The following is a 21,353-nucleotide window of genomic DNA, read 5'->3' on the forward strand; positions in this document are numbered from 1 at the left end:
ACCCGGTACGACCGGATGATGGCCCGCCGCAAGCCGAAGAAGGGCCAGGCTGCCTCGAAGGGGTACCGCGCGGCGAAGAGACTGCGGGCGAAGGCGTACAAGAAGGTCGCTCGGCAGCGTGAGGACTCCGGCCGCAAATGGGCCAAGAAAGTCGTCCGTGACCACGACGCCGTCGCGGTCGAGGACTTCCGTGCGAGATTCCTCGCCAGGACCACGATGGCCCGTAAGGCCGCCGACGCCGCCATCGGCGCCACCAAGGCCGCTCTGATCGAGATGGGCCGCAAGCACGGGCGGGACATCCGCCTTGTCCACCCCGCGCACACCACGATGGACTGCGCGCACTGCGATGCGAGAGCCAAGCACGCACTGCCGCTGGGGGAGCGCACCTACACCTGCACCACGTGCGGAACGGTGTCCCCCAGGGACAAGAACTCCGCACGCGTGATGCTCGTCCGGGCTGGTCTCAACCCGGCTGGTGCCGATGGCGCAAGACCTCCTGGAGCGCTGCTCCAGGAGGCGGCCTGAGCCAGGAATCCCCTCCCTGAAGGGAGGGGAGGATTCAATCTGCTCTCAGTACCACTGCGGCGCGGTGGTGTCGTGGGCGGGCTGCGGTGCGGGGGCGTGTCCGTCCACTGCACGGGCCGTGTCTCCTGTACTGGCCGCCGACGCGACCGTCCACGGACAGAGCGCGGCGGGCCGGAAGTGTTACCAGGCCTCTTGCAGAATGCCCCGGCGTTCACGCCGCGGGCGTAGACGCCCTTGAGGCTGTTGAGAGGTACGCACTCATGCCACCGGACCGTCCTGTCCCGCTCCGTGCCGTCCGCGGGGGGAGACACGGACGGCACGGAGACGGGGGCCGGGGCGGTCTGCGGCACCGGCGTGGGCGAGCGGTCTCCCTCGGCCTGCCTGGTACCGCGCCCGGCACTCCCCCAGCGCACGGCCCGCGCGAAACGTCACCCGGCCCGGCCGGCAGCCACGGGACCGGGAGAACGCCTGAGGCGTTGTGACATTTCTGTGACTACAGACGCTGTCCATCATGGGCCGTCGGCGCGACGGGAGCCCGACGGACGGCAGCGGCTCGCTAGGAACCGGCGCGAACGAGGACGATCTTGGGCCAGGCACGGCAACCCCGGCGCGTACAGGCGTACGACGGGGAACTGGGCGCAGCCGTCGCACGGGCCCAGGACGGCGACGAGGCCGCCTTCGCGGTCGCCTTCCGCCTCGTCCAGCCGGGCCTGCTCGGCTACCTGCGCGGCATCGTCGGCGACGACGCGGAGGACGTGGCGTCCGACACCTGGCTGGACATATCCCGCGACCTCGGGCGGTTCAAGGGCGACGGTGCGGGCTTCCGCGGCTGGACCGCGACCATCGCCCGGCACCGGGCGCTGGACCATCTGCGCCGCCAGCGCACCCGGCCCCGGGCGGGCGGCACCGAGCAGGACGTGCTGGACCTGCCCGCGCAGCACAGCACCCACGAGCAGGCCCTGGAGTCCCTCTCCACCGAGCGGGCCCTGGAACTGGTCCGCGGGCTGCCCAAGGACCAGGCCGAGGCGGTGCTCCTGCGCGTCGTCGTCGGCCTGGACGGTCCCGCCGCCGCCCGCGTCCTCGGCAAGCGCCCGGGAGCGGTGCGCACGGCGGCCCACCGGGGCCTGAAGCGCCTCGCCCGCGAGCTGGGCTTCGGCGGCGAGGCGGAGCCGGGTGTGACGGATCGCGCCGCCCGGACGCTGGGGGAGTCGAAATGAACGGAAGCGGACATGAGACGGAAGCGGACATGAGTGAAGGTCCGAGCGGCGGCGGATTCCCGGGCCGTCGACGTGAGCCTGACGGCGCTCTGTCCGACCCCCGGTACGCGCGGGACGCCGCCGCCCTGGAAACGGCCCTGGCCGCCGCCATCCGCGCGGCCGACGTCGACCCCCGCGCCGAGCAGCGGGCCGTGGCCGCCTTCCTGGCCGCCCGCGACACGGGCGCGCACCGGGCCCGCACCCGGCGCCGGGACGACTGGCGCCGGCGCGAGGAGCGGCGGGCCCGGCGCCCGTTGCGGATGACGCTCGGCGTGGTGTTCGCGAGCCTCACCCTGGGCGGGGTCGCCGTCGCGGCCATCGGTTCCGTCGCCTCCTCCAGCCACGGCACCGGCCACGGCTCCGCGCACCCGTCGTCGGTCGCTCCCGGCCGGCCGGGCGGCACCGCCCCCTCGGCGTCCACTGGCGGCCGCCCCCCGACGGACCGCCCGGCCACAGCCAAGGACACCGAGGCCCACTGCCGCGCCTACGAGCACGTCCAGGGCCGCGGCAAGGCGCTCGACGCCAAGGCCTGGCAGCGGCTCGTCACCGAGGCCGGCGGCGAGGCCAAGGTCGCCACGTACTGCGCCGAGCAGTTGTCCGGGGCGACGGCCACCCCGAGCAAGTCCGCCGACCCGGACAAGTCCGGCAAAGCCGCGGGCGCGGGCAACGGCGCCTCCGGCAGATCCGGCGCCTCCGGCAACGGCACGTCCGGCGGCACGGTCAAGTCGGGCGACGGCTCCGGCGGTACGGGCAAGTCGGGCGGCCGGGGCGGCGGCAAGCACAAGTAGCAGGGGGCGGCCGGCCGTCGGGTCGCCGAGGAGGGTGACGGCCGCCCGGTCAGGACGTACGGCTCGGGATCACGCAGTTCTTCGGCTGTTCCCGGCCCGTGGGCCAGCCGAGGCCGATGAACTTCAGGGTGCCCATCCTCTGCCGGCCCGGATCCAGTTCGACCACCGCGACCGGTTTGTCGTACGGGTTTCCACCACGGGTCAGGCAGATCAGGCCGCTGGTGCCCTGCACGCGGTGGGCGGACTGGAGCTGGGCCCACTCGCCGCCGACGTCCTGCAGGCTCGGCACATTCGCGGCGTCGCCGCTCTGTGCCTCGTGCAGTGCCCGGCCGATGGTGACCATGCCGTCGTAGTTGAGCATGGTGCGGGAGTCCTCCAGGTCCGGTGTGGAGCCGAGGCTCGTCCCCGCGTGGAGTGTGCTGGTGATCAGCCGCTTCAGGTTGTCCAGAGCCGCCTGGGGCTCGGTGAGGTACTGGGGGAGCTCGGCGTCGGTGGGCTCGCGGTGGTGGGCCGCGACCCAGTTCTTGCGCCAGGCGGCCAGTTCGGTGCTCCAGGCGTCCGGGTGCGCGGGGGCGGCGTACTGCACCGTCACCTTCGCCGTGCCGCCCGTGCCGCGCAGTTCCTCCCAGTCGCCTGCCGTCATGTTCTGCTGCAACGAGGCGGCGTCGGCACCGGTGATGATGGTGTAGTGCCGGTTCTCGCAGTCCAGCTTGGCGAGCTTGAGCGCGAAGAGCCGCAGGTGCAGATTGCGCCCCGCGAAGTAGATGGTGTCGGCCGAGCTCTGGCAGATGTTGTTGGCTATCTGTTCGAGCTGGTTGCCGGCCGAACCCGCCTCGTCGATCGCCGGGGAGGTGAAGCTCATCGCGTCGGGACCGGGTGGACCCGTCTCCTTGATCCCGCTGAACGCCTTCGCCAGCGACTCGTCGTAGGCATCCTGGCGCGTGTCGTAGACCACCACCGTCTTGCTGTCCTCCCGGTCCTGCGCACCGTTGAAGTTGGCCAGCGCCTGGGCCGCGTCGTGGTTGGTGGTGATGATCCGGGCCAGGCCGGGGAACTGCGGCTTCGCCAGCCCGTCCGCGTTCGCGATCTGGTCTCCGGTGATCCGGGAGGCGAGCACGGGAACGCCGTGTTGCGTCAGGTGCGCGATGGCGTCCTTCGTGGCGTCGAGGCTGAGGTTGAAGCCGGTGACGGCGCGCAGCTGGTCCTTCGGCGAACCGGCCATGCGCACCAAGGTGTCCACGACCGTCGCCTGGTGCCGGTAGTCCTGCCCGGGGTCGGCCAGCACCAGCTTGATCTTCGGCGGTTCCCCCTCGCCCGCGTTGGCCTGCAGCTGCCCCAGATACGCCCCCTGAAGATCGCTGCGGATCTCCCGCCGCAGGCCGGCCTTGTCCGACCGCAGCGGCAGCACCATCGCCACCGTCACATGGGGCTGGCCCTCGATCTTCTTGTTCTCCTGGGCGATGGCCCGGACCACGGCGGTGATGTCCCCGTTGCCGAAGTCGTAGCCCGAGCCGTTGACGCCGACGCACTCGCCGCCGATCCGGTCGACCCCGTCGGCACACGTGTCCGGCCGCTGGAGGTACGACCAGAGGAACACGCCCCCGGTCACGACCACGGCCGCGACGAGCAACGCGTAAAGGATCTTCTGCCACCTGGGCATCCCCGCTACCTCCTTCGCCCGAGCTGTCCGGTGCAGGCGCAGCCCAGCAACGGCAGCTCGTTCTCCGCCAGGCTTCTCCACTCGGTGGCCACCCTGCCGAGCTGCCCGGCGCCGTCGAACTCCATGATCGAAAGCAGGTCCAGCAGCCTGGCCAGCGTGCCGGCGGTCTCCTGTCCCGTCGGCCTGGTCCGCTCCTCGCACAGCCACACGGCGTGCAGCAGCCGGTCCACGGTGCGGCGCAGCGCGTCTCCCTCCAGCGCGACCAGGCCCTCGGCGCGCTGCCGGCGGGTGTCCGCGCCGCCCGGATACGGCGCCTGGGCGATCTCCAGCAGCTCCGCGCACCACTTCAGCGGACGGCCGGGCAGCGTGGCGACCAGATGGCCGACCACGCCGTCCACGCCGCCGGACACCAGGTGGTGGTTCATCCGGTGCGCCATGACCGAGCGGAACGCCCCGCCCTCCGCCGTCGCCCCGCCGTCCACCGGCGCCCCGCCGTCCGCCGTCGCCCTGCCGTCCGCCGTCGCCCCACCGTCGGCCGTCGCCTCGTCCTTCGCGCGCCGGCTGTAGTGGTTGCGCAGCAGACGGTGGTCGTCGTACCAGGCGGCTCCGTCGGGGTGCAGCCCGTACAGCCGGTGCACCAGCAGCTGGCGCAGCCCGAAGTCCCCGATGAAGTGCCGCTCGCAGCTGGGCCATCCGGTGTCGGCGAGCAGTTGCCCGACCTGATGTGCCGTCAGGCGGTTGAGCCGGCCGCGCTGGTGATAGTCGAGCAGGACGTCAGCGCACTCCATGTCGTGCGCGACCGAGAGATGGGTGAGCAGATCCAGCCACTGGCCGTGGTGCTCTTGCGGCAGCCGCACCGGCAGCTGCTTCAGGATCAGCTCCCGCAGCAGGACGTCGAACACGGGCCGCTCGCCGTCACCTTCGCCGTCGCCGTCGGCCGCAAGGTGCAGCGGTGCGTCCAGGAGGTCCCGGTCGTTGGCGTCCGCCGGCATCTGGAAGGCGGCGGCAGCGGCGGCCAGCCGGAGCACCATGTGCGGCCGTCCGCCGCTCAGCCGGGCCACGGCGGCGTCGATACGACGACGGTTCGTACCGCCCTCCGGCTCCGCGCGCAGCTGTCTGCGCGCGGTCTCCTCGCCGATCTGGTCGCCGGTGAGCAGGGGCATCCGCAGCAGGAGCACCCCGTCGGCCAGCGGCGCCAGATCCGTTCCCTTGTGCTTACGGCGGGACCATGCGGGCGGCACCTCGTCGGCGGGCCGGAACTCCGCCGGGGGCAGCACCTCCTCCCGCCGCAGGCCCCCGTACAGAAAGGCCCCGCCGTCCGCCCGGCGCGCGGTGCCCACGATCACCACACGATCGCGCCGCCCGGCCCGGCGGTCGGTGAGCACGGCGCGCAACAGCTGCTCCCCCAGCGGTGATTCGGAGCGGTCCAGCAGCATCGCCGGGCGGCCGACCCGGCTCAGGTAGGCCAGCACCCCCGCGTACGCCGCCTCAAGGTCCTCACGCAGCGCCCAGAAGAGGAAGCTCTCCGCCACTTCGCGCCCCTCTCCGCGGGCCCGGAAGTCGGCGGCGAGGCTGCGCAGTCCGTGCTGGTACCGGCGGTCCGCGCCCAGATACGCGCCGTAGATCCGTGTCAGTTCCCTGCGGCCTTTGGGGGTCAGGCTCGTGTCGAGGGCGGCCAGCAACGCGGTGCCCACCGCGGCCCCGTCGAGCGGCTGCTCCAGGGCCGCCAGCAGATTCCGGACGACTCCTCGGTCCCGCCAGAAGCCACCTGTGAACAGGGCGCGCAGCCGCCGCTTCTCCGGCAGGTCCGTGTACCGCTCGATCTCTGCCCGGACCGCTCGGGGAGTGCCCCCGGTGACGCCGGTCGTGACCAGCACCAGGCCCGAGAAGAACCGGGGGAAGAGGAACGAGCCGCCCGTCCCCGGCCAGGTTCTCAGCGTCCGGGCGGCCTCGACCAGGATCTCGGTCGCGGCCGAACGGGCACCCTTTTCCCGCGCCGCCCGGTCCGCGTACTCCCCCGAGCCGCAGTCCAGGCGGACGACCGGCAGCTGGGTGGCGAATTGCCGCCACACCACGTCCAGCAGCCGTCCCTTGCCCATGCCCGGGCCGCCGGTGAGCAGCACGACGGGCAGATCGGGCCCGTACAGCTCCGCTCGGCCGCCGCCCGACGGTGACCGCCCGAGCAGACGCGCGAAGAAGCCTTCCTCACCGAGGAGTCCTTCGAACCCCAGCTCCTCACTCGGATCCCCCATGGATGCTCTCCCGCCCAGGAGCACGTGATCGTGGTGGTGGAAGGACATTAGTGGAACACAGTGCGTTCTGTCCGGACAACGTTGCGTGCACATACGGGAGTTGCCGGGGATGAACTCCCGGCGGAGCGAGGCGTCCGGGGTCCGGGGTCCGGCTAGGCGGCGGCCTGCCGCGGGTTCGGCTTCAGGACCGCGAAGACCGCGCCGGCCGGGTCGGCCAGCCAGGCGATGCGGCCGACGTCCGGGACGTCCGCGGCCGGCATCACGACCGTGCCGCCGTTGTCCCGCGCCCTGGCGACGGTCGCGTCCGCGTCGGCCACCGCGAAGTACGGCACCCAGCGCGCCCGCTCCTGACCGTCGCGCAGCGGGGCCACACCGCCGAAGGAACCCTCCTGCTGGTCGCCGTCGGCGATGCTGAGGACGCGGTACGTCATGCCCGGCGCGTGCATCTCCGCCGAGCGCCAGCCGAACAGCTCCCGGTAGAAGGCGATGGCCGCCACCGGGTCGCCGACGTGCAGTTCCACCCACACCAGGGCGTCGTCCTCCGACGTCCGCCCGAGCCCCTCGCCGGACTGCAGCACGGCGAACTCGGCGCCCTGCGGATCGGTGAACTGGGCCATCCACACCTCGCCCATGTTCACCGGTTCCGCCCGCACCGTTCCGCCGGCCGAGATCACGGCGTCGGCGGTGGCCAGGGCGTCGGCGGCCTTGAAGTACGTCATCCACGCGGGCGTCGCGCCCGGTTCGGTCAGCGGGCCTACGGCGGCCACGGTCGCGCCGTCCTTCTGGAGGTAGCCGTACCCGCCCGCCTCGGGACCGGCGGGCGCGAACGTCCAGCCGAAGACGGCGCCGTAGAACGCGGCGGTGGCCTCGATGTCGGGGCTGCCGAGGTCGAGCCAGACGGGTGAGCCGGTGCGGAAGTCTGTGCCGAGCATGCGTGTCCTCCTGCCGATCCGGTGCGGGGGCGCCCGCCTCCACGATGCCGCGAGGCGCGGCGGAGTGCCCGCTGAGGCGATCCATATGCCATCGGCCGGGAATCTGTGCAGGAGCACCACACGGACTGCACACAGCCTTTCGAAAGGCTCGTTAGCGTGTCTGATCGCTCGATCTCCCGTACGGGCGTGACCAGGCCGGGGTCCCGGTGACCAACGGCGCAGTCGACTCAGGAAGACCGCAGATGGACTACTGCTCCTCATGCCGCCGGCACCTCAACGGCGCCCTGGTCTGTCCCGGGTGCGGCGCCTACGCCCCGGACATCGCCCCGCCCGGCACCGACGGCTCCGCCGGTACGACGCCGATGACGGCACCGATGACGTCGCTGACGCCGATGACGCCGGTGGCCGCCACACAGACACCTGCCGCTGCCGAGCCGTACCCCGGCCCAGACACCTGGTACGACGACACGCACCTGCCCGACGCCCTGGACACCCCGGACACCCCCGCCCCCACCGGCACCGCGGCGGCCGTCGATGTCACCGACGCGCCGCGTGCCCCGCAGGGACGGGCGGCCCGGCGGCGCCAGCTGGCCCGCTGGAAGAAGAGCCAGCGCCGGGCCGTGGTGGCGACCGCCGTCGCGCTCGTCGGCGGCGGGGTGACCCTCGCCTCGCTGGACCGCGGCTCCGGCGACCGCGCCCAGGCGGCCACCGCGCCGGACAACCGCAGCATGGGCGTCGGCGAGAAGCCGGCCTCCGCCACTCCGCCGTCCGGCACGCCCACCGCGTCCGGACGGCACCGGCAGCCGACCTCCACCCCCCACACGCCCACGGCACGGACGGCGCCGGTCGGCTACGTCGTCTCCCCCGCCGGCGTCCCGCAGCAGCGTGCCCAGTCCTCCGCACCCCGCCACGCCGCTCCGGCGAGCCGGACGGACACCGCCTCCACGCCGATCACGGACCCGACGTCGACCCCCATACCGTCGCCCTCTTCCGGCACGGGCACGGGCACAGGCACGACGGCGAACCCGGCGCCCACCACCGGCACCGGGACCGGCACGAGCACCAGCGGCTCCTCCACTTCCGGTCAGACAGGCTCGTCGACGTCGGGGTCCTCCTCCTCGACCTCGTCCTCCTCCTCGTCCGGCAAGCTCTGCCTCGTCGTGGTCTGCCTGGGCTGACGCGTCACCCGGCGCTCCCGGAGGCCGGCCGCGCCCCCAGCCCGGTGAACGCGCGGATCTTCGCGGTCTCGGTGTCCGCGCGCCAGACGAGGGCGGCGTTCGCCGGGGGCAGGCCGGTCAGGGGGCGGTGGACGACGCCGGGGTGGGCGTAGGTGTGGAAGAGGCCCTCGTGGGTCGTCCACACCGTCTCGCCCGCGGCGACCCGGTGCAGCGCCTCCTGATACGTACGGCTGCCCTTCCCGCGGCGCAGCGGACGGCCGAGCGGGGTGAACGGCGGGCAGTAGCCGTGCCGGAGGGCCTCGGGGAGTTCGGCCGGGCCGTCGAGCAGCACCGAGTCGGCCAGGTCCTCGATGTCGACGGTGTCCCGCCCGGCCAGCGCGTGGTCCCGGGCGACGGCCAGCACCCTGCCGTAGGAGACCAGGACCGGGCCCACCCGCAGATCCGGCTCGTCGAGCGGCAGCAGGGTGAACAGGACGTCGATCTCCCCGGCGCGCAGCGGCCCGTAGGGGTCGGCCCAGGACACCTCGGCCACCGTGACCTCGCAGGCCGGGTGCAGGCGGCCGAACGCGACGACCAGATCGGTCAGCGGCGGCCCGTTGAGACAGCCGAGGAAGCCGACGCACAGCGTGCCGACCATGCCCTGCGCGAGGGCGCACGTTTCCTCGTAGCTCTTCTTCAGGCCCGTGTAGGCGGCGCCGACCGTGCGCCGGGTGTGTTCGCCGAGCGGGGTCAGCGCGACCCGGCGGCTGGTCCGGGTGAACAGCGGTGCGCCCACCCGGCGTTCCAGCGAGCGGATCAGCTGGCTGACCCGGGACTGGGACAGCCGCAGCCGCTCGGCGGTGCGGCCGAAGTGCAGTTCCTCCGCCAGCGCGAGGAACGCTTCGATCTCCGTCAGCTCCATTGCGGTCCCCCCGAGCCGTATCGATGAGCGTGGCTGAAGGATCGTGCATGACTTCCGCCTTGATCAAGCAACTCTCCGCTGCGATCGTCTCGTTGAAGCCTTACGAGACATGGGGGAGACAGATGATCGTCGTCACCGGAGCGACCGGGACCGTCGGTTCCGAGGTGGTCAGTGGCCTGCGGGCGCGGGGCGAGCGGGTGCGGGCGCTGGTGCGGGACGGCTCGGCCGTACCGGCACACTGGGATGCCGAAGTGGAGGCGGTGGCCGCCGACTTCACGAACCCGGCGTCGCTGGACCGGGCGCTGGCCGACGCCGACGCCGTGTACGTACTGGTGGCGGTGCACCCGGAGATGGACACGCACGAGCGGAACGTGATCGACGCCGCCGTACGCACCGGCCGCCGCCCACACGTCGTGCTGCACGCCGCCGCCGGGGTCGGCGAGCACGGCGAAGGCATCCGGTTCCTCGCCGCGCACACCGCCGGACTCGGGTATCTGGGCGCGTCCGGCCTGCCCTGGACGGTGCTGGCGCCGAACGGCTTCTACCAGAACTTCCTCGGCATGGCGGCCGCACTGCGCACCGGCCGGCTGGCGCTGCCGGGCGGCACGGGCGCGGTGTCGTACGTCGACACGCGGGACGTCGCCGAAGCAGCGGTCGCGGTGCTGACCGGCGAGGGCCACGAGAACGCCATCTACACGCTGACCGGCCCGGCCGCCCTGACCCACGCCGAGATCGCCGGTGTGCTCGGCGAGGCGGTCGGGCACCCGGTGGCGTACGAGGCGCTGGAGCCCGAGGCCGCTCTCGCCGGAATGCTCGCCGCCGGCTGGGCGCCCTGGCGGGCGGAGGGCATGGTCGAGCTGTACGGCCTCTACGCGGCCGGCGGCGCGTCGGCCGTCACGAACGACGTGGAGAAGCTGACCGGCCGGCCGGCCCGCTCACTCGCCACCTTCGTCACCGAGCACGCGGCCGCCTTCCGCGCGGAGACGGACCACTGAACACGCGCGGAGACGGACCACTGAACACGCGCGGAGACGGACCGCAGAACACGCACGGAGACGGACCACGGAACACGCACGGAGACGGACCACGGAACAGCCGGACCGGACGGCCGCGTCGTCTGGTGGTGGGGATCAGCGGCGCGACCGGCATCGCCTACGGCGTCCGCGTCCTGGAGCTGGCCCGCAAGGCCGGTGTGGAGACGCACCTGGTCGTGACCCCCGCGAGCCAGCAGACCAGGGCCTACGAGACGGATCTGAGCGCGCGTGACCTGGCCGCCCTCGCGGACGTCAGCCACCGCCCCGCCGACATCGGAGCCGCGATCGCGTCGGGCTCGTTCCCGGCCGACGGGATGATCGTGGCGCCCTGCTCCGTGCACACCCTGTCCGCGATCGCGTACGCGAGCGGCGACAACCTGCTCACCCGCGCCGCGGACGGGACCTTGAAGGAACGCCGGCGCCTGGTCCTGATGGTCCGCGAGACCCCGCTGACCCTCACCCATCTGCGCGCCATGACGGCGGTGACCGAGGCAGGCGGGATCGTCATGCCTCCGGTGCCCGCGTTCTACCTGCGGCCCGGCACGGCCTGGGACATCATCGACCACACCGCCGGCCGCGCCCTTGGGTGGAGTGCCTCGTGGGCTCCGAGGAGAGCCGGGGGCCGTTGGCGGCGGGGTTCGGTCAGCCGCTTTCCCGATAGTTCATGAACCAGTGGGTGTCGAAATAGTGCGCCATTGTGTGGGGGTGGTGCGGGTCGATGAGGATGCGGCAGACGAACTCCGCGGCCTGGCAGTCAAAGGGGATGTCCTCGCCGTCGAAGGACCGGACCACGACGGGCCAACGGTCGGGGTCGTCACCGTCGGCCCTCCAGCAGTACCGGTCCTCGTGCTCCGTGCCGGCCCAGATGAGCAGCCCGTCCTCCCTGAGACCCGCCCACGGCTCCTGGTACAGGTCCAGGAAACCGTCGAAGGCGCCCTTGCCGAACGTCTCGACCATGCGCTTGTAGTCGCTCGGCAGCGCGGTGCCCAGGCGCGACTCCGCCTCCGCCCAGTCCACGTGCGGCCGCTGGGCGGGCTGTGTCCAGCCGGTGATTCGTCTGAGCCGCTCCATCCAGTCGACGTCCTCGTCCTCATCCGGAGCGACCGCCAAGGGTTCTGGCACTTCCCTGTGAGCGACCACCAGTACCGGCCGCTCGGCCCCCTCGGCGTCCCGCGCCGTACCCGTGCCGACCCACTGATCTCCATATGCCCACGCCCGTATCATCACGGCCCGGTCCTCGAAGGGGACGAGGAGAGCCGCGCCCCGGGACTCGTCGACCGTCGGATCAGTGAAGCCGTCGAGGACGAGGGTGCGCGGGGCACCGTACCTGTCGGCGATCAGGTCGGTCAGGTCCTGCGGGTCCAGGTCGCTAGGCAGGTAGATGTAGCCGTTCCCCGGGCCGAGTTGGGCCAGCAGGTCGTTGACGGTCGCTTGCGTGAGCTCCATGGCGGACAGTGAAGCGCACCGCACTGACAAGAGACATTGTCCAACCTGAAGCTCAGGTCATGGGGCTGGCGTGGGCCGAAGCCGGGGTGCTCGCGCGGGCCGCGACGCCTTGCCCTCACCGCGTTGGGTCATCGCCCGTCACCGTTTGACCTCGGCATTCGTCAGCACGAGGAGGGCCCGCAGGAGTGTGGTACGCCTGCCCGGACTGCGCGATGTACTTCCCGCCCCAGCCGGACGTGCTCATCCTGCTGCCCGGCTCCCGCCGTGCAGGGGGTGAGCCGTGAGCGCCCCCACCACGGCGGACGCGTCGGCGCGGTCGGCCGAGTGCACGCTCGCCACGCGCCACGGGCACGAAGACCTGCACGCCTGGTGCCGTCAGACGAGGGACGTGCCCCTGCCCCACGGTAAGGGCCTGCTGCTGGTGCGTCGCTGCCGTTGCGCCTGTCACTGGCGGAGTGCGGGTCAGCGACGAACGCCCGCCCCCGCCCTCACTCGTCCGCTCCGCCACCCCGCACCCGGTTGATCGCCGACTCCACCGCCGCCACCCGGTCCGCCAGCAGCCCCAGCGCCGCCACCGCACGCGTCACCGGGTCGTCCTCCGGGCCGCCCAGCGTGCTGGCGCGGACGTGGGCCGTCTTCACCTCGGCCCAGCGGGCGGCCTGACCGGCGTCCAGGGTGCCGCGCAGTTCGGCCAGTTTCAGGAGGTTGGCCTCGGCGCCCGTGGTGAGGGTCTGGGCCTCGGCGGTGTAGTGGTCGTGGATCACGGCCTCGCGTTCGGCGTCGTTCATGACCGGGCGCAGCCGCTGGGCGATCTTGTTCATGTCGCGGTAGGAGCCCTGGAGCCGGAACGGGGGTTCCGTGCGGGCGGCCTCCGACTGGGCGGCGGAGGCGATGTAGGCCGCGTTGACCTTCAGCACCGTCTCGCGGACCGCCACCACATGCCCCAACACGGCCACCACACGGTCCAGTTCGGACGGCGGCATCGGCGCGGACAGGCGGTCGGCGCGGGCCGTGGGGTCGGCGGTGGCCAGCCGGACCAGCAGGTCGAGGTCGGCGCGGTCGCGGGCGGCGAGCGGGGCGAGGACCGGGTTGGCGGTGAGGGCGTTCTCGACGAAGCTGAGCGCGAAGACGTCCTCCTTGCCGGTGAGGACGTCGCCGAGGTTCCACACGTCGGCCCGGTTGGCGAGCATGTCGGGGATGCGGAACCGCTCGCCGGACTCGGTGTAGGGGTTGCCGGCCATGCACACCGCGAACCGCTTGCCGCGCAGGTCGTAGGTGCGCGGCTCGCCCTCCCACACGCCGTCCACCCGGCGGGTTGCGTCGCACAGCGGGATGAACTTCTGCAGCAGCTCGGGCGAGGTGTGCTGGATGTCGTCCAGGTACAGGAGCGTGTTGTTGCCGGCCGCCAGCGCGAAGTTGATCTTCTCGATCTCGTGCCGGGCGGTGACGTTCGGGGCGTCGGCCGGGTCGAGCGAGGTGACGGTGTGGCCCAGCGCCGGGCCGCTGACCTTGACCAGCATCAGGCCGAGCCGGTCGGCGACGTACTCCATGAGGGTCGTCTTGCCGTAGCCGGGCGGGGAGATGAGGAGGAGCAGGCCGCCGGTGTCGGTGCGCTTGGATGCGCCGGTGGTGCCGAGCTGGCGGGCCAGGCTGTCGCCGAGCAGGGGGAGGTACACCTCGTCCACCAGCCGGTTGCGGACGAACGCCGACATCACCCGGGGGCGGTGGTCGTCCAGGCGGAGCCGGTCGCGTTCGGCCGCCACCAGGGTCGTACGGCGGTGCTGGTAAGCGCGGAAGGCGGGGACCTCCTCGGCCGCGAAACGGGCGGTGCGGGACAGGAACTCGTCGAGGCGGAGCGGCAGTTGACCGCCGTCGATGCGAGGGTGGCTGCCCAGCAGGCCGTCCGCCGTCGCCGTGAGCCGGGCGTCACCGTCGTAACGGGGGAGCCCGGGGCACAGCTCGGCCGCGACCGCCTCCGCCAGCTCCCCCGGCCCTGCCTCGGTGCCGGTGGCGCTGACGTACGCGCCGAGCCAGGCCGCGACCACCTGCCGGCGCGCGCCGAGATCGGGGAGGTCCGCCAGCTCGTCGCCGTAACTCCCGCCCGCGTGGCGGAACTTCTCCAGCAGGGCGCGGGCGGTGGCGCCGAGCACGAAGCCCCCGGGGCCGGACGTCAGCTCCTCGAAGAGGTACGCGGCGGCCGGACCGCCCTCCAGAGCCGGATCCCAGTCCTCGACGGCGGCGGCCAGCTCCCGCTCCAGCTCGCCGACCGCCGGTACGGCACCGAAGGCGTCCCGGGCGCGGGCCAGCGACACCGCCCGCCGGGTCCATGCGGCACGGGCCTCCTCCGTGGTGCCGTGCACCCAGAACAGCTGGGCGGCGGCACGGGCGGCGGGCTCGTGGCGCAGGGTCCCGGCGCCCTCGTACAGCGGCAACAGGGCCGTCAGGACGAGGGTCGCGTCATGGTCGTGGACCCCGCGCTCGTACCCCTCGTCGTACGACTCCTGCGCCGCCCGGCGGACCAGGCCGGGCAGGTCGTCGGCGGCGGCGAGGGCGGCCGGGCCGTGCTCGGCGAGCAGGCGGGCGGCCAGGTGCTCGGCGCGGTAGACGTCGGAGGACTCGGAGGGCAGATGGCGCTCCCAGTAGGGGCGGTACGCGGCGAAGTCCGGGTCGGTGACCGGGGCGCGGTAGTCCGTGCCGGTCACCGCGAAGGCGAGGGCGTCGCCGTGCGGCACGAGGGTGAGGTCGAGCGGCTGGGTGTTCACGGCGAAGCGGTGGCCGCCGAGCAGCAGGGTGCGGCCGTCGTCGGCGTACAGATCGGTGCGGTCGCGCAGGGCGCGGACCGCCTCCTGCCGTGCGGTCTTCAGGCGCCCGTCCAGCTCCTCGGCGCGCACGCTGTCACCGATGGCGCGCAGGTCGTCGGCGGTGCGGCGGACCTTGGCGACCAGCGGGTCGGAGGCGAAGTACGTGGTCACCGCGTCCGTGTCGGCCAGGGTGGCCGCCCGGCGGCCGATCGTCTCCAGCATCCGCCCCGCCGAGACGGCGAGCTGCTCGGCGCGGCGGGCGCGGGCGTCGGCGAGGGACTGCTTGCGGGCGGCGAAGGCCTCGTAGATCTCGGTGCGCCGGCTGTCGAGTTCGGCGAGGAAGTCGTCGAACTCGGCGAACCGTCCGTCCAGGTCCTCCAACCGGCCGAGTACGGAGGCGAGTTGGTCGTCGCATTCCTCGGGGGTGCCGGAGCCGGCGAGCGCGGCGGTGACGGCCTGGGCGAGCAGGGCGGTCTCGGCGGCGAACTCGGCCCGCCCCTCGCTGTCCTGAAGGCTGCGCCGGCGGGCGTCGAGAGTGGCGCGGGCCCGGTTGACCCCGCCCAGCACATCGGCGATCCGTTCCAGCACGGCCGTACGGACGGTGGCGTCGGCGATGTCGAGTCCGGTGACCACCTCGGTGACCGTGCGCAGCCCGTCGGCGAGGTCGTCGAGGCGGGCGGCGACGGGCTGCGCACCGGCGACGGTCTCGATGGCCGCCGCGTCCGCGACCAGCCGCTCGACCTCCTCCCGCTGCCCGGTGAAGGCGTCCTCGCGGGCCAGGAACGTCACCGCGCGCCGCCCGAACGCGGCGAGGTCGCCCTCGGCGGTGTTCGCCAGCTCCTCCAGGCGGTCGGCATCGATGTACCGCAGCTCCCGCAGGGTGAGCAGGTGCCCGTGCGCGTGCCGGAGTTCGGTGAGTCCTCGCACCCAGGCGGCGGCCTCGCGCGGCGCCTCGCCGCGCAGCCGCCGTACGACGGCGGCGATCCGCTCGGCCGCCTCGTCGAGGGCCTCGGCGGCCTGCCGGGTCAGCTCCCGCACGGTCTCGAACTCGCCCAGCACCTGCTCGGCGGTGACCCGGACCTCCTCCAACGGGTCAGCCAGATCGCCGAGTTCGGGGTCGGCGAGCCAGTGGTGGGTGTCAGCGGCACGTACGCACGCGGCGGCCAGCGCGCGATAGCCCTCACCGGTCTCGATGCCGTCGGCGACGAGCCCGGCGACGGACAGACAGTCGGCGAGCCCGCGCACGAGATCGGCGTTGCCGACCCTGGCCAGGGCGCCGGTGCCGGTGCGCAGGGCGGCCGCGTGGGTGTCGGAGACGTACGGCGAGGTCCACCACTGGAGCGGGTGGGTGTGCGCGGGTTCGTCGCCGCCGGCCCGCAGCACGGCCAGCGCGCCGTCCTCGAACAGCGCCCAGCCCCGGCACGGCAGCGGGGCCGCGACCTCCTTGCGCAGGGTGTTGTACGGCATCAGCAGCGTGCGGCCCTCGGCGCGGGAGCGGAACGCGTACAGCACGTCCTCACCGTTCGGCGCGCGCACCTCCCGTTCGAACTCCAGCCCGCTGATGTCGAGTTCGTACGTCTTGTGCCCGCCACCGGCCAGGCAGTAGCCGCCGGGGAAGACGATGCCCTGCTCCTCGGGCAGCCGCCGGCAGGCCTCGCCGATCCCGTCGAGCCGGACGACGGTCCGGGTCAGCGTGTCGAAGACCAGATGCCGGTCGGCGTCCTCCTTGTACGGCCGGATCCGCAGCAGCACCAGCGGGCCGGCCTGGGCATGCGCGACGGCGGCGTCGGCGAGGGACTGGAGGGGCTCCTGCACGGGCTCGGTGTGCAGTGCCTCGCCGTCCGTGGTGCGTACGGTGAGGGAGCCGCCGATGGTGGTGACCCCGAGCCCGCCGGGTACGGCCACGTAGGGGTCACGGCCGAGGACGTGGTCCACGCGGGTGGTCTCGGTCCAGGTGACGTCCTGGCCGGGCGGGCAGACGTCGTCGCGGTCGCCGCGCGCGTCCAGGAACGCCACGCGGCCGTCGTCGCCGACGCTCCAGCGCAGCGCGCGCACGTCGTCGGCCTTCTCGCCGGTGCGGAACACCGCCAGCAGCCGGCCGTCGACCCGGCGCAGCCGCAGCAGCCGGGCCTGCCGGTAGTAGCGGTGCAGCGCGGTGAACTCCCGCACGAACGCCGGGTCGTCGAGGAGTCCGGGTACGGCGGTGTCGGGCAGCGGCGTGCCGTCCCGGTCGTAGAGCGTGAGTACGTCGGAGACGGCGACGTCGGTTCCGTCGGTGGTGTTGCCGGTCCCGCCGAAGAGGAGGGTGTCGCCGACGGCCACGATGTCGCAGGGCACGCACGGGTGGCCGGTGCCGAGCCGGGCGGTGGCTGCCAGCTCGACCCGGGCCGACCCGAACTCCTCGGCCCGCCGTCCGTTGAGCGCCTCGGCCCTGCGGGCCAGCTCAGCCGCGTGTCCGGCCAGCCGGTCGCGCAGCACCTCGTAGGTGCCGGCATCGACCTGCGGCGCCTCAGCGGTGGCCATGGGGTGTGCCTTTCTTCGTGGGCTCGGAGAGTCGGGCCGGGGGAGCGCCGTTGGGCTGCGGGTCGTATGCCGGGTGCGGGTGGGTGGGTGGGTGGGTGGCTGGTCGCGCCCACGCGGCGGAGCCGCACATCGATGCGGCCCCGCGCCCCTGGGGAGTTGCCGTGCCGTCGGCCTGCGAGGCGCCGCCGCTGAGGCGGCGCCCACCCCCGCCGGCCTCAGTTCAGCGCACTGCTTCCGTTCAGCGCGGTCAGCGGGGTGTCCTGCAGGCCCAGTTCGCTTGCCCGGTCGAGGAGCTGCTGGAGCTGTCCCGCCTCGGGGCCGCCGCCCTTGATCTGCTTCATCAGCAGGGCCGACACCGTCAGGTTCCGCACATCCGCCGAGCCCAGCGAGCCGAGGACGCGGCTCAGGTCCTCCGTGAAGCTGCCCGAGCCGTCCAGCCAGGGCTTCGCCAGGGCCTGGGCGGTGCGGGAGTTGTCGACGAAGCCGTCCACGCCCTTGCCGAGCGAGATGGAGGACACCAACCGGTCGAAGAAGACGGACTCCCCGCCGACGATGTCGATGTCGGCGTGCTCCAGCCCGGTCGCGAGGACGGTCGCCTGCGACTCGGCGACCTGCCGCTGCGTCTCCAGCCCGGCCAGCCGTATCTCCTTCTCCGCCTGGAGCCGGAGCCGGTACTCCTCGTGCCCGCGCGAGGCGTCGTCCAGGGCGGCCATGGCGGCGGCCTTCTCGGTGAGACCCGCGGCCTCGGCCTTCAGCTTCTCGCCGATCGCGACGGCCTCCGCGAGCGCCCTCGCCTTGGCACCCTCCGCCTCGGCGAGGCTCTGCGCCCGAGCGCCTTCCGCCTCGGCCTTCAGCCGCGCCTCGACAGCCTCCGCCGCCGCCCGCGCACCCTCGGCCTCCGCGAGACCCTTCGCCCGAGCGCCTTCCGCCTCGGCCTTCAGCCGCGCCTCGACAGCCTCCGCCGCCGCCCGCGCACCTTCCGCCTCCGCGAGACCCTTCGCCCGAGCGCCTTCCGCCTCGGCCTTCAGCCGCGCCTCGACAGCCTCCGCCGCCGCCCGCGCACCTTCCGCCTCCGCGAGACCCTTCGCCCGCGCACCCTCGGCCTCGGCGAGCGCCTTGGCCTGGGTGCCCTCGGCCTCGGCCCGCAGCAGTGCCGCCGCGGCCTCCGCCTCCGCGCGGCCGGCCTTGACGGTGACCTCGGCCTCCTTGTCGCGGACCTGGACGGCGGCCAGACCTTCAGCGGCGGCCTCGGCCTGCACGCCCTCGGCGAGCCGCAGCTTGGCGCGGGCGTCCATGTCGGCGGTCTTCAACCGGGCCTCGGCGAGGGTGAGTTCCTCGGCGGCCCGGTGCGTGGCGGCCTGCTCGGCGGCCTCGGCGGCCTTGATGTCCTTGACCAGCCGCTCCTGCGCCTCCGCCTCGGCGGCGATGACAAGGGCCTGCCGCTCGCGCTCGGCCTCCTCGACCACGCGCAGCTTCTTGATGGACTCCTCCTGCTCGGCGACCGTACGGTCCACCGCGACCCGCTCCCGGATGACCTCGGCGATGTCCCGCTTCTCCGCCTCGACCTCCTTCTCGGCGGCGATCCTCGTCAGCTGGGTCTCCCGCTCCCGCGCGATGACTTCGAGCAGCCGGTCCTTCTCGACACGCTCGCTCTCGACGGCGATGACCCGCTCCCGGTTCTTCGCGGCGACGGCGATCTCCCGGGCCTGGTTCTCCCGCTGGACGCCCAGCTGCTCCTCGGTCCGCAGGAAGGCGCCCTGCGCACGCAGCCGCTCCTCCTCCACCACGCGGGCGGTCTCGGCCTCCTCGCGGGCGCGGGAGGTCTCGATCTCCCGCTTCTGCTTGATCTCGGCGTCCGCCTGCCGCCGCTCCAGCTCCAGGATGGCCTCGCGGGCGTCGACGTTCTGCCGAGTGATCTCCTTCTGCTCCGTGCGCTGCGCCTCGTTGGTGCGCACGTGCTCGATCGCCGTCAGCTCGGTGATCTTGCGGATGCCCTGCGCGTCGAGGACGTTGGCCGGGTCGAGCTGGGTGAGCGGGGTCTGCTCCAGGTAGTCGATCGCGGCGTCCTCAAGGTGGTAGCCGTTGAGGTCGATGCCGATCAACTCGATGACGTGGTAGCGGAGTTCCTCGCGCTTGGTGTAGAGGTCGGTGAAGTCCAGCTGCTTGCCGACGGTCTTCAGCGCCTCGGAGAACTTCGCGTGGAACAGCTCCTGGAGCGTGTCCTGGTGGCTGGCGCGCTCGGTGCCGACCGTCTGGGCGACCTTGATGACGTCCTCGACGGTCTTGTTGACCTTCACGAAGAACAGGATCCGGATGTCGGCGCGGATGTTGTCCCGGCAGATCAGTCCGTCCCGCCCCGAGCGGCTGATCTCGATGGTCTTCACCGAGATGTCCATGACCTCGGCCTTGTGCAGGATCGGCAGCACGACCTGACCGGTGAAGGACACGTCCACCCGGCGCGTCTTCGACACGATCAGGGCCTGGCTCTGGTCCACCTTGCGGTACAGCCGGGAGAACGCGAGCACCGCGAGCACCACGACGACGAGACAGACGGCGACGAGCACGCCGAGGGCTTCCATGGCAACGTCCTTGCGTCAGACGATGAGTTACGGAGCCCCCCGAGGCCGCGGTGCCGGACCCCCCGTTGTGGTGTCCGAGCCGGTCGTTCCCGCCGGTCGTCCGCCGGTGCCCGGCACCGCGGCCCTCCGTAGTGCTCCCCGTGGGACATGGTGCGAGACGAGCGCACGCCCGCGCATTGCCGGTTTCCGGCAACGTTGACTAGGGTCTTGATGCCGGACAGACGCTAAGAAAACGTCACCGGAGCGTCAAGATCGCAAAGCGGCGGGGCGCGGGGGCAACGGGGAGCCGGGGAGCCGAGCGGAACTGCTCCCTGGGGGGGAACGGGGACACGGGGGGTCGGGACAGCGTGCCGGAACGTCGGGGGACACAGCACGGAATACCGCACGAGAGTTCGGGGCCGTACGAGCACTACCTGGACGGCCTGCCCCGGGCACTGGCCGAGGTCGCGGCCACCGGGCGGCGGCTGACCCGGGAGGAGCTGAAGACCCGCCGCACCCTGGGCGAACAGGCCGCCGAGGACGGACACGGGCTGCGCGCCCTGGTCGTCGCCCACCTCGCCGCCGCCCGCGCCGCCTGGCCGACCGGACCCGGCTCGACGGAGAGCACGCTGGCCGCGCTGGCCGCCGTGGAGCAGGCGGTCGACGCGTTCGCCGAGGGCTACGAGCGCGCCCAGCGGCTCACCGTGCGCCGGGAGGAGGCGGCCCGCCGGGAGTTCATCGACGACCTGCTGTACGGCCGTAGCGACCTGGGCCGCCTCGCCGAGCGCGCCGAACGCTTCGGCCTGCACCTGTCCCGGGCGCACGCGGTGGCCGTGGCGGAGGGCCCGAGCGCCTACGTCGAGGGCGGCCCGACCGCCCGCCGGGTGGCCTCGGCGGTACTGGCCCGCTACGACTCCCACAACATCCTCCTCACCACCAAGAACGGCCGCCTCCTGTGCATCGCCCCCGGCGACGAGGACGAGATCCTCGCCCACTTCGCCCAGCAGGCGTACACGGCGACGGACGGCGGCCGCGTCGCCATCGGCCGTCCGCAGCCGGGCCCGGGCGGGGTCGTCCAGTCCTACGAGGAGGCCCTGGCCGCCCTGGAGATGGCCGAGCGCCTGAACCTCTCGGGCCCGGTGCTGCGCGCCGCCGACCTCCTGATCTACCCGGTCCTGACCCGCGACCGCCAGGCGATGGCCGACCTGGTCTCCCACACCCTGGGCCCCCTGACGGCGGCGCGCGGCGGCGCCGGCCCGCTGCTGGAGACCCTGACGGCCTACTTCGACGCGGGCTGCGTGGCCGCCGAGGCGGCCCGCCGCCTCAATCTGAGCGTGCGCGCCCTCACCTACCGTCTGGAACGCATCCACCACCTCACCACCGCCGACCCGGCCGACCCGGCCCACCGCTACATGCTCCAGACGGCAGTCATCGGAGCCCGCCTGCTGGACTGGCCGAACAGGCCGTTGTGAGCAGGCACCGGAGCCGTAGGGGTACTG

General features: G+C 73.1%; 14 protein-coding genes. 7 read left to right on the forward strand and 7 right to left on the reverse strand.

What is annotated here, in order from left to right; translation table 11 throughout:
* The 3 genes from LE548_RS30455 to LE548_RS30465 all read left to right on the forward strand — a co-directional run.
* On the forward strand, positions 1 to 525 hold a 525-nt coding region (locus LE548_RS30455), incomplete at its 5' end, for a zinc ribbon domain-containing protein (RefSeq protein WP_225100193.1).
* 584 nt (positions 526 to 1,109) lie between these two features.
* Entirely contained in the window at positions 1,110 to 1,742 is a 633-nt protein-coding gene (locus tag LE548_RS30460; protein ID WP_225100194.1) for an RNA polymerase sigma factor, read from the forward strand.
* A 29-nt stretch (positions 1,743 to 1,771) separates the two neighbouring features.
* Positions 1,772 to 2,569 carry a hypothetical protein gene (locus LE548_RS30465; protein WP_225100195.1) on the forward strand — a complete coding sequence of 266 codons (798 nt, stop codon included), beginning with the start codon at positions 1,772 to 1,774 and terminating at the stop codon, positions 2,567 to 2,569.
* 49 nt (positions 2,570 to 2,618) lie between these two features.
* Here the strand turns inward: LE548_RS30465 and LE548_RS30470 are convergent, their stop codons facing one another.
* The 3 genes from LE548_RS30470 to LE548_RS30480 form a co-directional block, all read right to left on the reverse strand.
* The gene (locus LE548_RS30470) at positions 2,619 to 4,229 is read right to left on the reverse strand and encodes an ABC transporter substrate-binding protein (RefSeq protein WP_225100196.1); all 1,611 of its coding nucleotides are present in this window, start codon (positions 4,227 to 4,229) and stop codon (positions 2,619 to 2,621) included.
* 5 nt (positions 4,230 to 4,234) lie between these two features.
* The gene (locus LE548_RS30475; RefSeq protein ID WP_225100197.1) at positions 4,235 to 6,481 is read right to left on the reverse strand and encodes a hypothetical protein; all 2,247 of its coding nucleotides are present in this window, start codon (positions 6,479 to 6,481) and stop codon (positions 4,235 to 4,237) included.
* A 152-nt stretch (positions 6,482 to 6,633) separates the two neighbouring features.
* Entirely contained in the window at positions 6,634 to 7,413 is a 780-nt protein-coding gene (locus tag LE548_RS30480) for a VOC family protein (RefSeq protein WP_225100198.1), read from the reverse strand.
* A gap of 242 nt (positions 7,414 to 7,655) precedes the next feature.
* Here LE548_RS30480 and LE548_RS30485 point away from each other — a divergent pair, with 242 nt between their 5' ends.
* A complete protein-coding gene (locus LE548_RS30485; protein WP_225100199.1) occupies positions 7,656 to 8,591 on the forward strand; it encodes a hypothetical protein in 936 nt (311 codons plus the stop codon).
* A gap of 4 nt (positions 8,592 to 8,595) precedes the next feature.
* On the opposite strand, the gene LE548_RS30490 is transcribed toward LE548_RS30485, so the two are convergent.
* Complete coding sequence (locus LE548_RS30490; protein WP_225100200.1) at positions 8,596 to 9,492, reverse strand: LysR family transcriptional regulator; 897 nt, start codon at positions 9,490 to 9,492, stop codon at positions 8,596 to 8,598.
* Between the two features lie 47 nt (positions 9,493 to 9,539).
* Here LE548_RS30490 and LE548_RS30495 point away from each other — a divergent pair, with 47 nt between their 5' ends.
* Together LE548_RS30495 and LE548_RS30500 are read left to right on the forward strand one after the other, a co-directional pair.
* Positions 9,540 to 10,487, forward strand: a complete 948-nt coding sequence (locus tag LE548_RS30495) for an SDR family oxidoreductase (RefSeq protein ID WP_225100201.1) — start codon at positions 9,540 to 9,542, stop codon at positions 10,485 to 10,487.
* A gap of 125 nt (positions 10,488 to 10,612) precedes the next feature.
* Entirely contained in the window at positions 10,613 to 11,194 is a 582-nt protein-coding gene (locus LE548_RS30500; RefSeq protein ID WP_308030793.1) for a UbiX family flavin prenyltransferase, read from the forward strand.
* On the opposite strand, the gene LE548_RS30505 is transcribed toward LE548_RS30500, so the two are convergent.
* The 3 genes from LE548_RS30505 to LE548_RS30515 form a co-directional block, all read right to left on the reverse strand.
* Positions 11,169 to 11,972 carry an SMI1/KNR4 family protein gene (locus tag LE548_RS30505; RefSeq protein ID WP_225100202.1) on the reverse strand — a complete coding sequence of 268 codons (804 nt, stop codon included), beginning with the start codon at positions 11,970 to 11,972 and terminating at the stop codon, positions 11,169 to 11,171. The genes LE548_RS30500 and LE548_RS30505 overlap by 26 nt on opposite strands.
* Before the next feature lie 488 nt (positions 11,973 to 12,460).
* Complete coding sequence (locus tag LE548_RS30510; protein WP_225100203.1) at positions 12,461 to 17,296, reverse strand: DNA repair ATPase; 4,836 nt, start codon at positions 17,294 to 17,296, stop codon at positions 12,461 to 12,463.
* Positions 17,297 to 17,511: 215 nt separating this feature from the next.
* On the reverse strand, positions 17,512 to 19,875 hold the full coding sequence (locus tag LE548_RS30515; protein WP_225100204.1) for a flotillin family protein: 2,364 nt from the start codon (positions 19,873 to 19,875) through the stop codon (positions 17,512 to 17,514).
* Positions 19,876 to 20,222: 347 nt separating this feature from the next.
* On the opposite strand from LE548_RS30515, the gene LE548_RS30520 reads away from it, so the two are divergent.
* Positions 20,223 to 21,326: a CdaR family transcriptional regulator gene (locus tag LE548_RS30520; protein WP_225100205.1), complete on the forward strand. Its 1,104-nt coding sequence runs from the start codon at positions 20,223 to 20,225 to the stop codon at positions 21,324 to 21,326.
* The last annotated feature ends 27 nt before the right edge of the window (positions 21,327 to 21,353 follow it).

Origin of the sequence: Streptomyces sp. CoH27 (genome assembly GCF_020181035.1) — a bacterium.
Taxonomy (GTDB): Bacteria; Actinomycetota; Actinomycetes; order Streptomycetales; family Streptomycetaceae; genus Streptomyces; species Streptomyces camelliae.

Bases quoted from the DNA above. Each gene is read 5' to 3' on its own strand.
- LE548_RS30465 (WP_225100195.1), top strand. From the start codon at position 1,772: ATGAGTGAAGGTCCGAGCGGCGGCGGATTCCCGGGCCGTCGACGTGAG.
- LE548_RS30470 (WP_225100196.1), bottom strand. From the start codon at position 4,229: ATGCCCAGGTGGCAGAAGATCCTTTACGCGTTGCTCGTCGCGGCCGTG.
- LE548_RS30475 (WP_225100197.1), bottom strand. From the start codon at position 6,481: ATGGGGGATCCGAGTGAGGAGCTGGGGTTCGAAGGACTCCTCGGTGAG.
- LE548_RS30480 (WP_225100198.1), bottom strand. From the start codon at position 7,413: ATGCTCGGCACAGACTTCCGCACCGGCTCACCCGTCTGGCTCGACCTC.
- LE548_RS30485 (WP_225100199.1), top strand. From the start codon at position 7,656: ATGGACTACTGCTCCTCATGCCGCCGGCACCTCAACGGCGCCCTGGTC.
- LE548_RS30490 (WP_225100200.1), bottom strand. From the start codon at position 9,492: ATGGAGCTGACGGAGATCGAAGCGTTCCTCGCGCTGGCGGAGGAACTG.
- LE548_RS30495 (WP_225100201.1), top strand. From the start codon at position 9,540: ATGACTTCCGCCTTGATCAAGCAACTCTCCGCTGCGATCGTCTCGTTG.
- LE548_RS30505 (WP_225100202.1), bottom strand. From the start codon at position 11,972: ATGGAGCTCACGCAAGCGACCGTCAACGACCTGCTGGCCCAACTCGGC.
- LE548_RS30510 (WP_225100203.1), bottom strand. From the start codon at position 17,296: ATGGCCACCGCTGAGGCGCCGCAGGTCGATGCCGGCACCTACGAGGTG.
- LE548_RS30515 (WP_225100204.1), bottom strand. From the start codon at position 19,875: ATGGAAGCCCTCGGCGTGCTCGTCGCCGTCTGTCTCGTCGTCGTGGTG.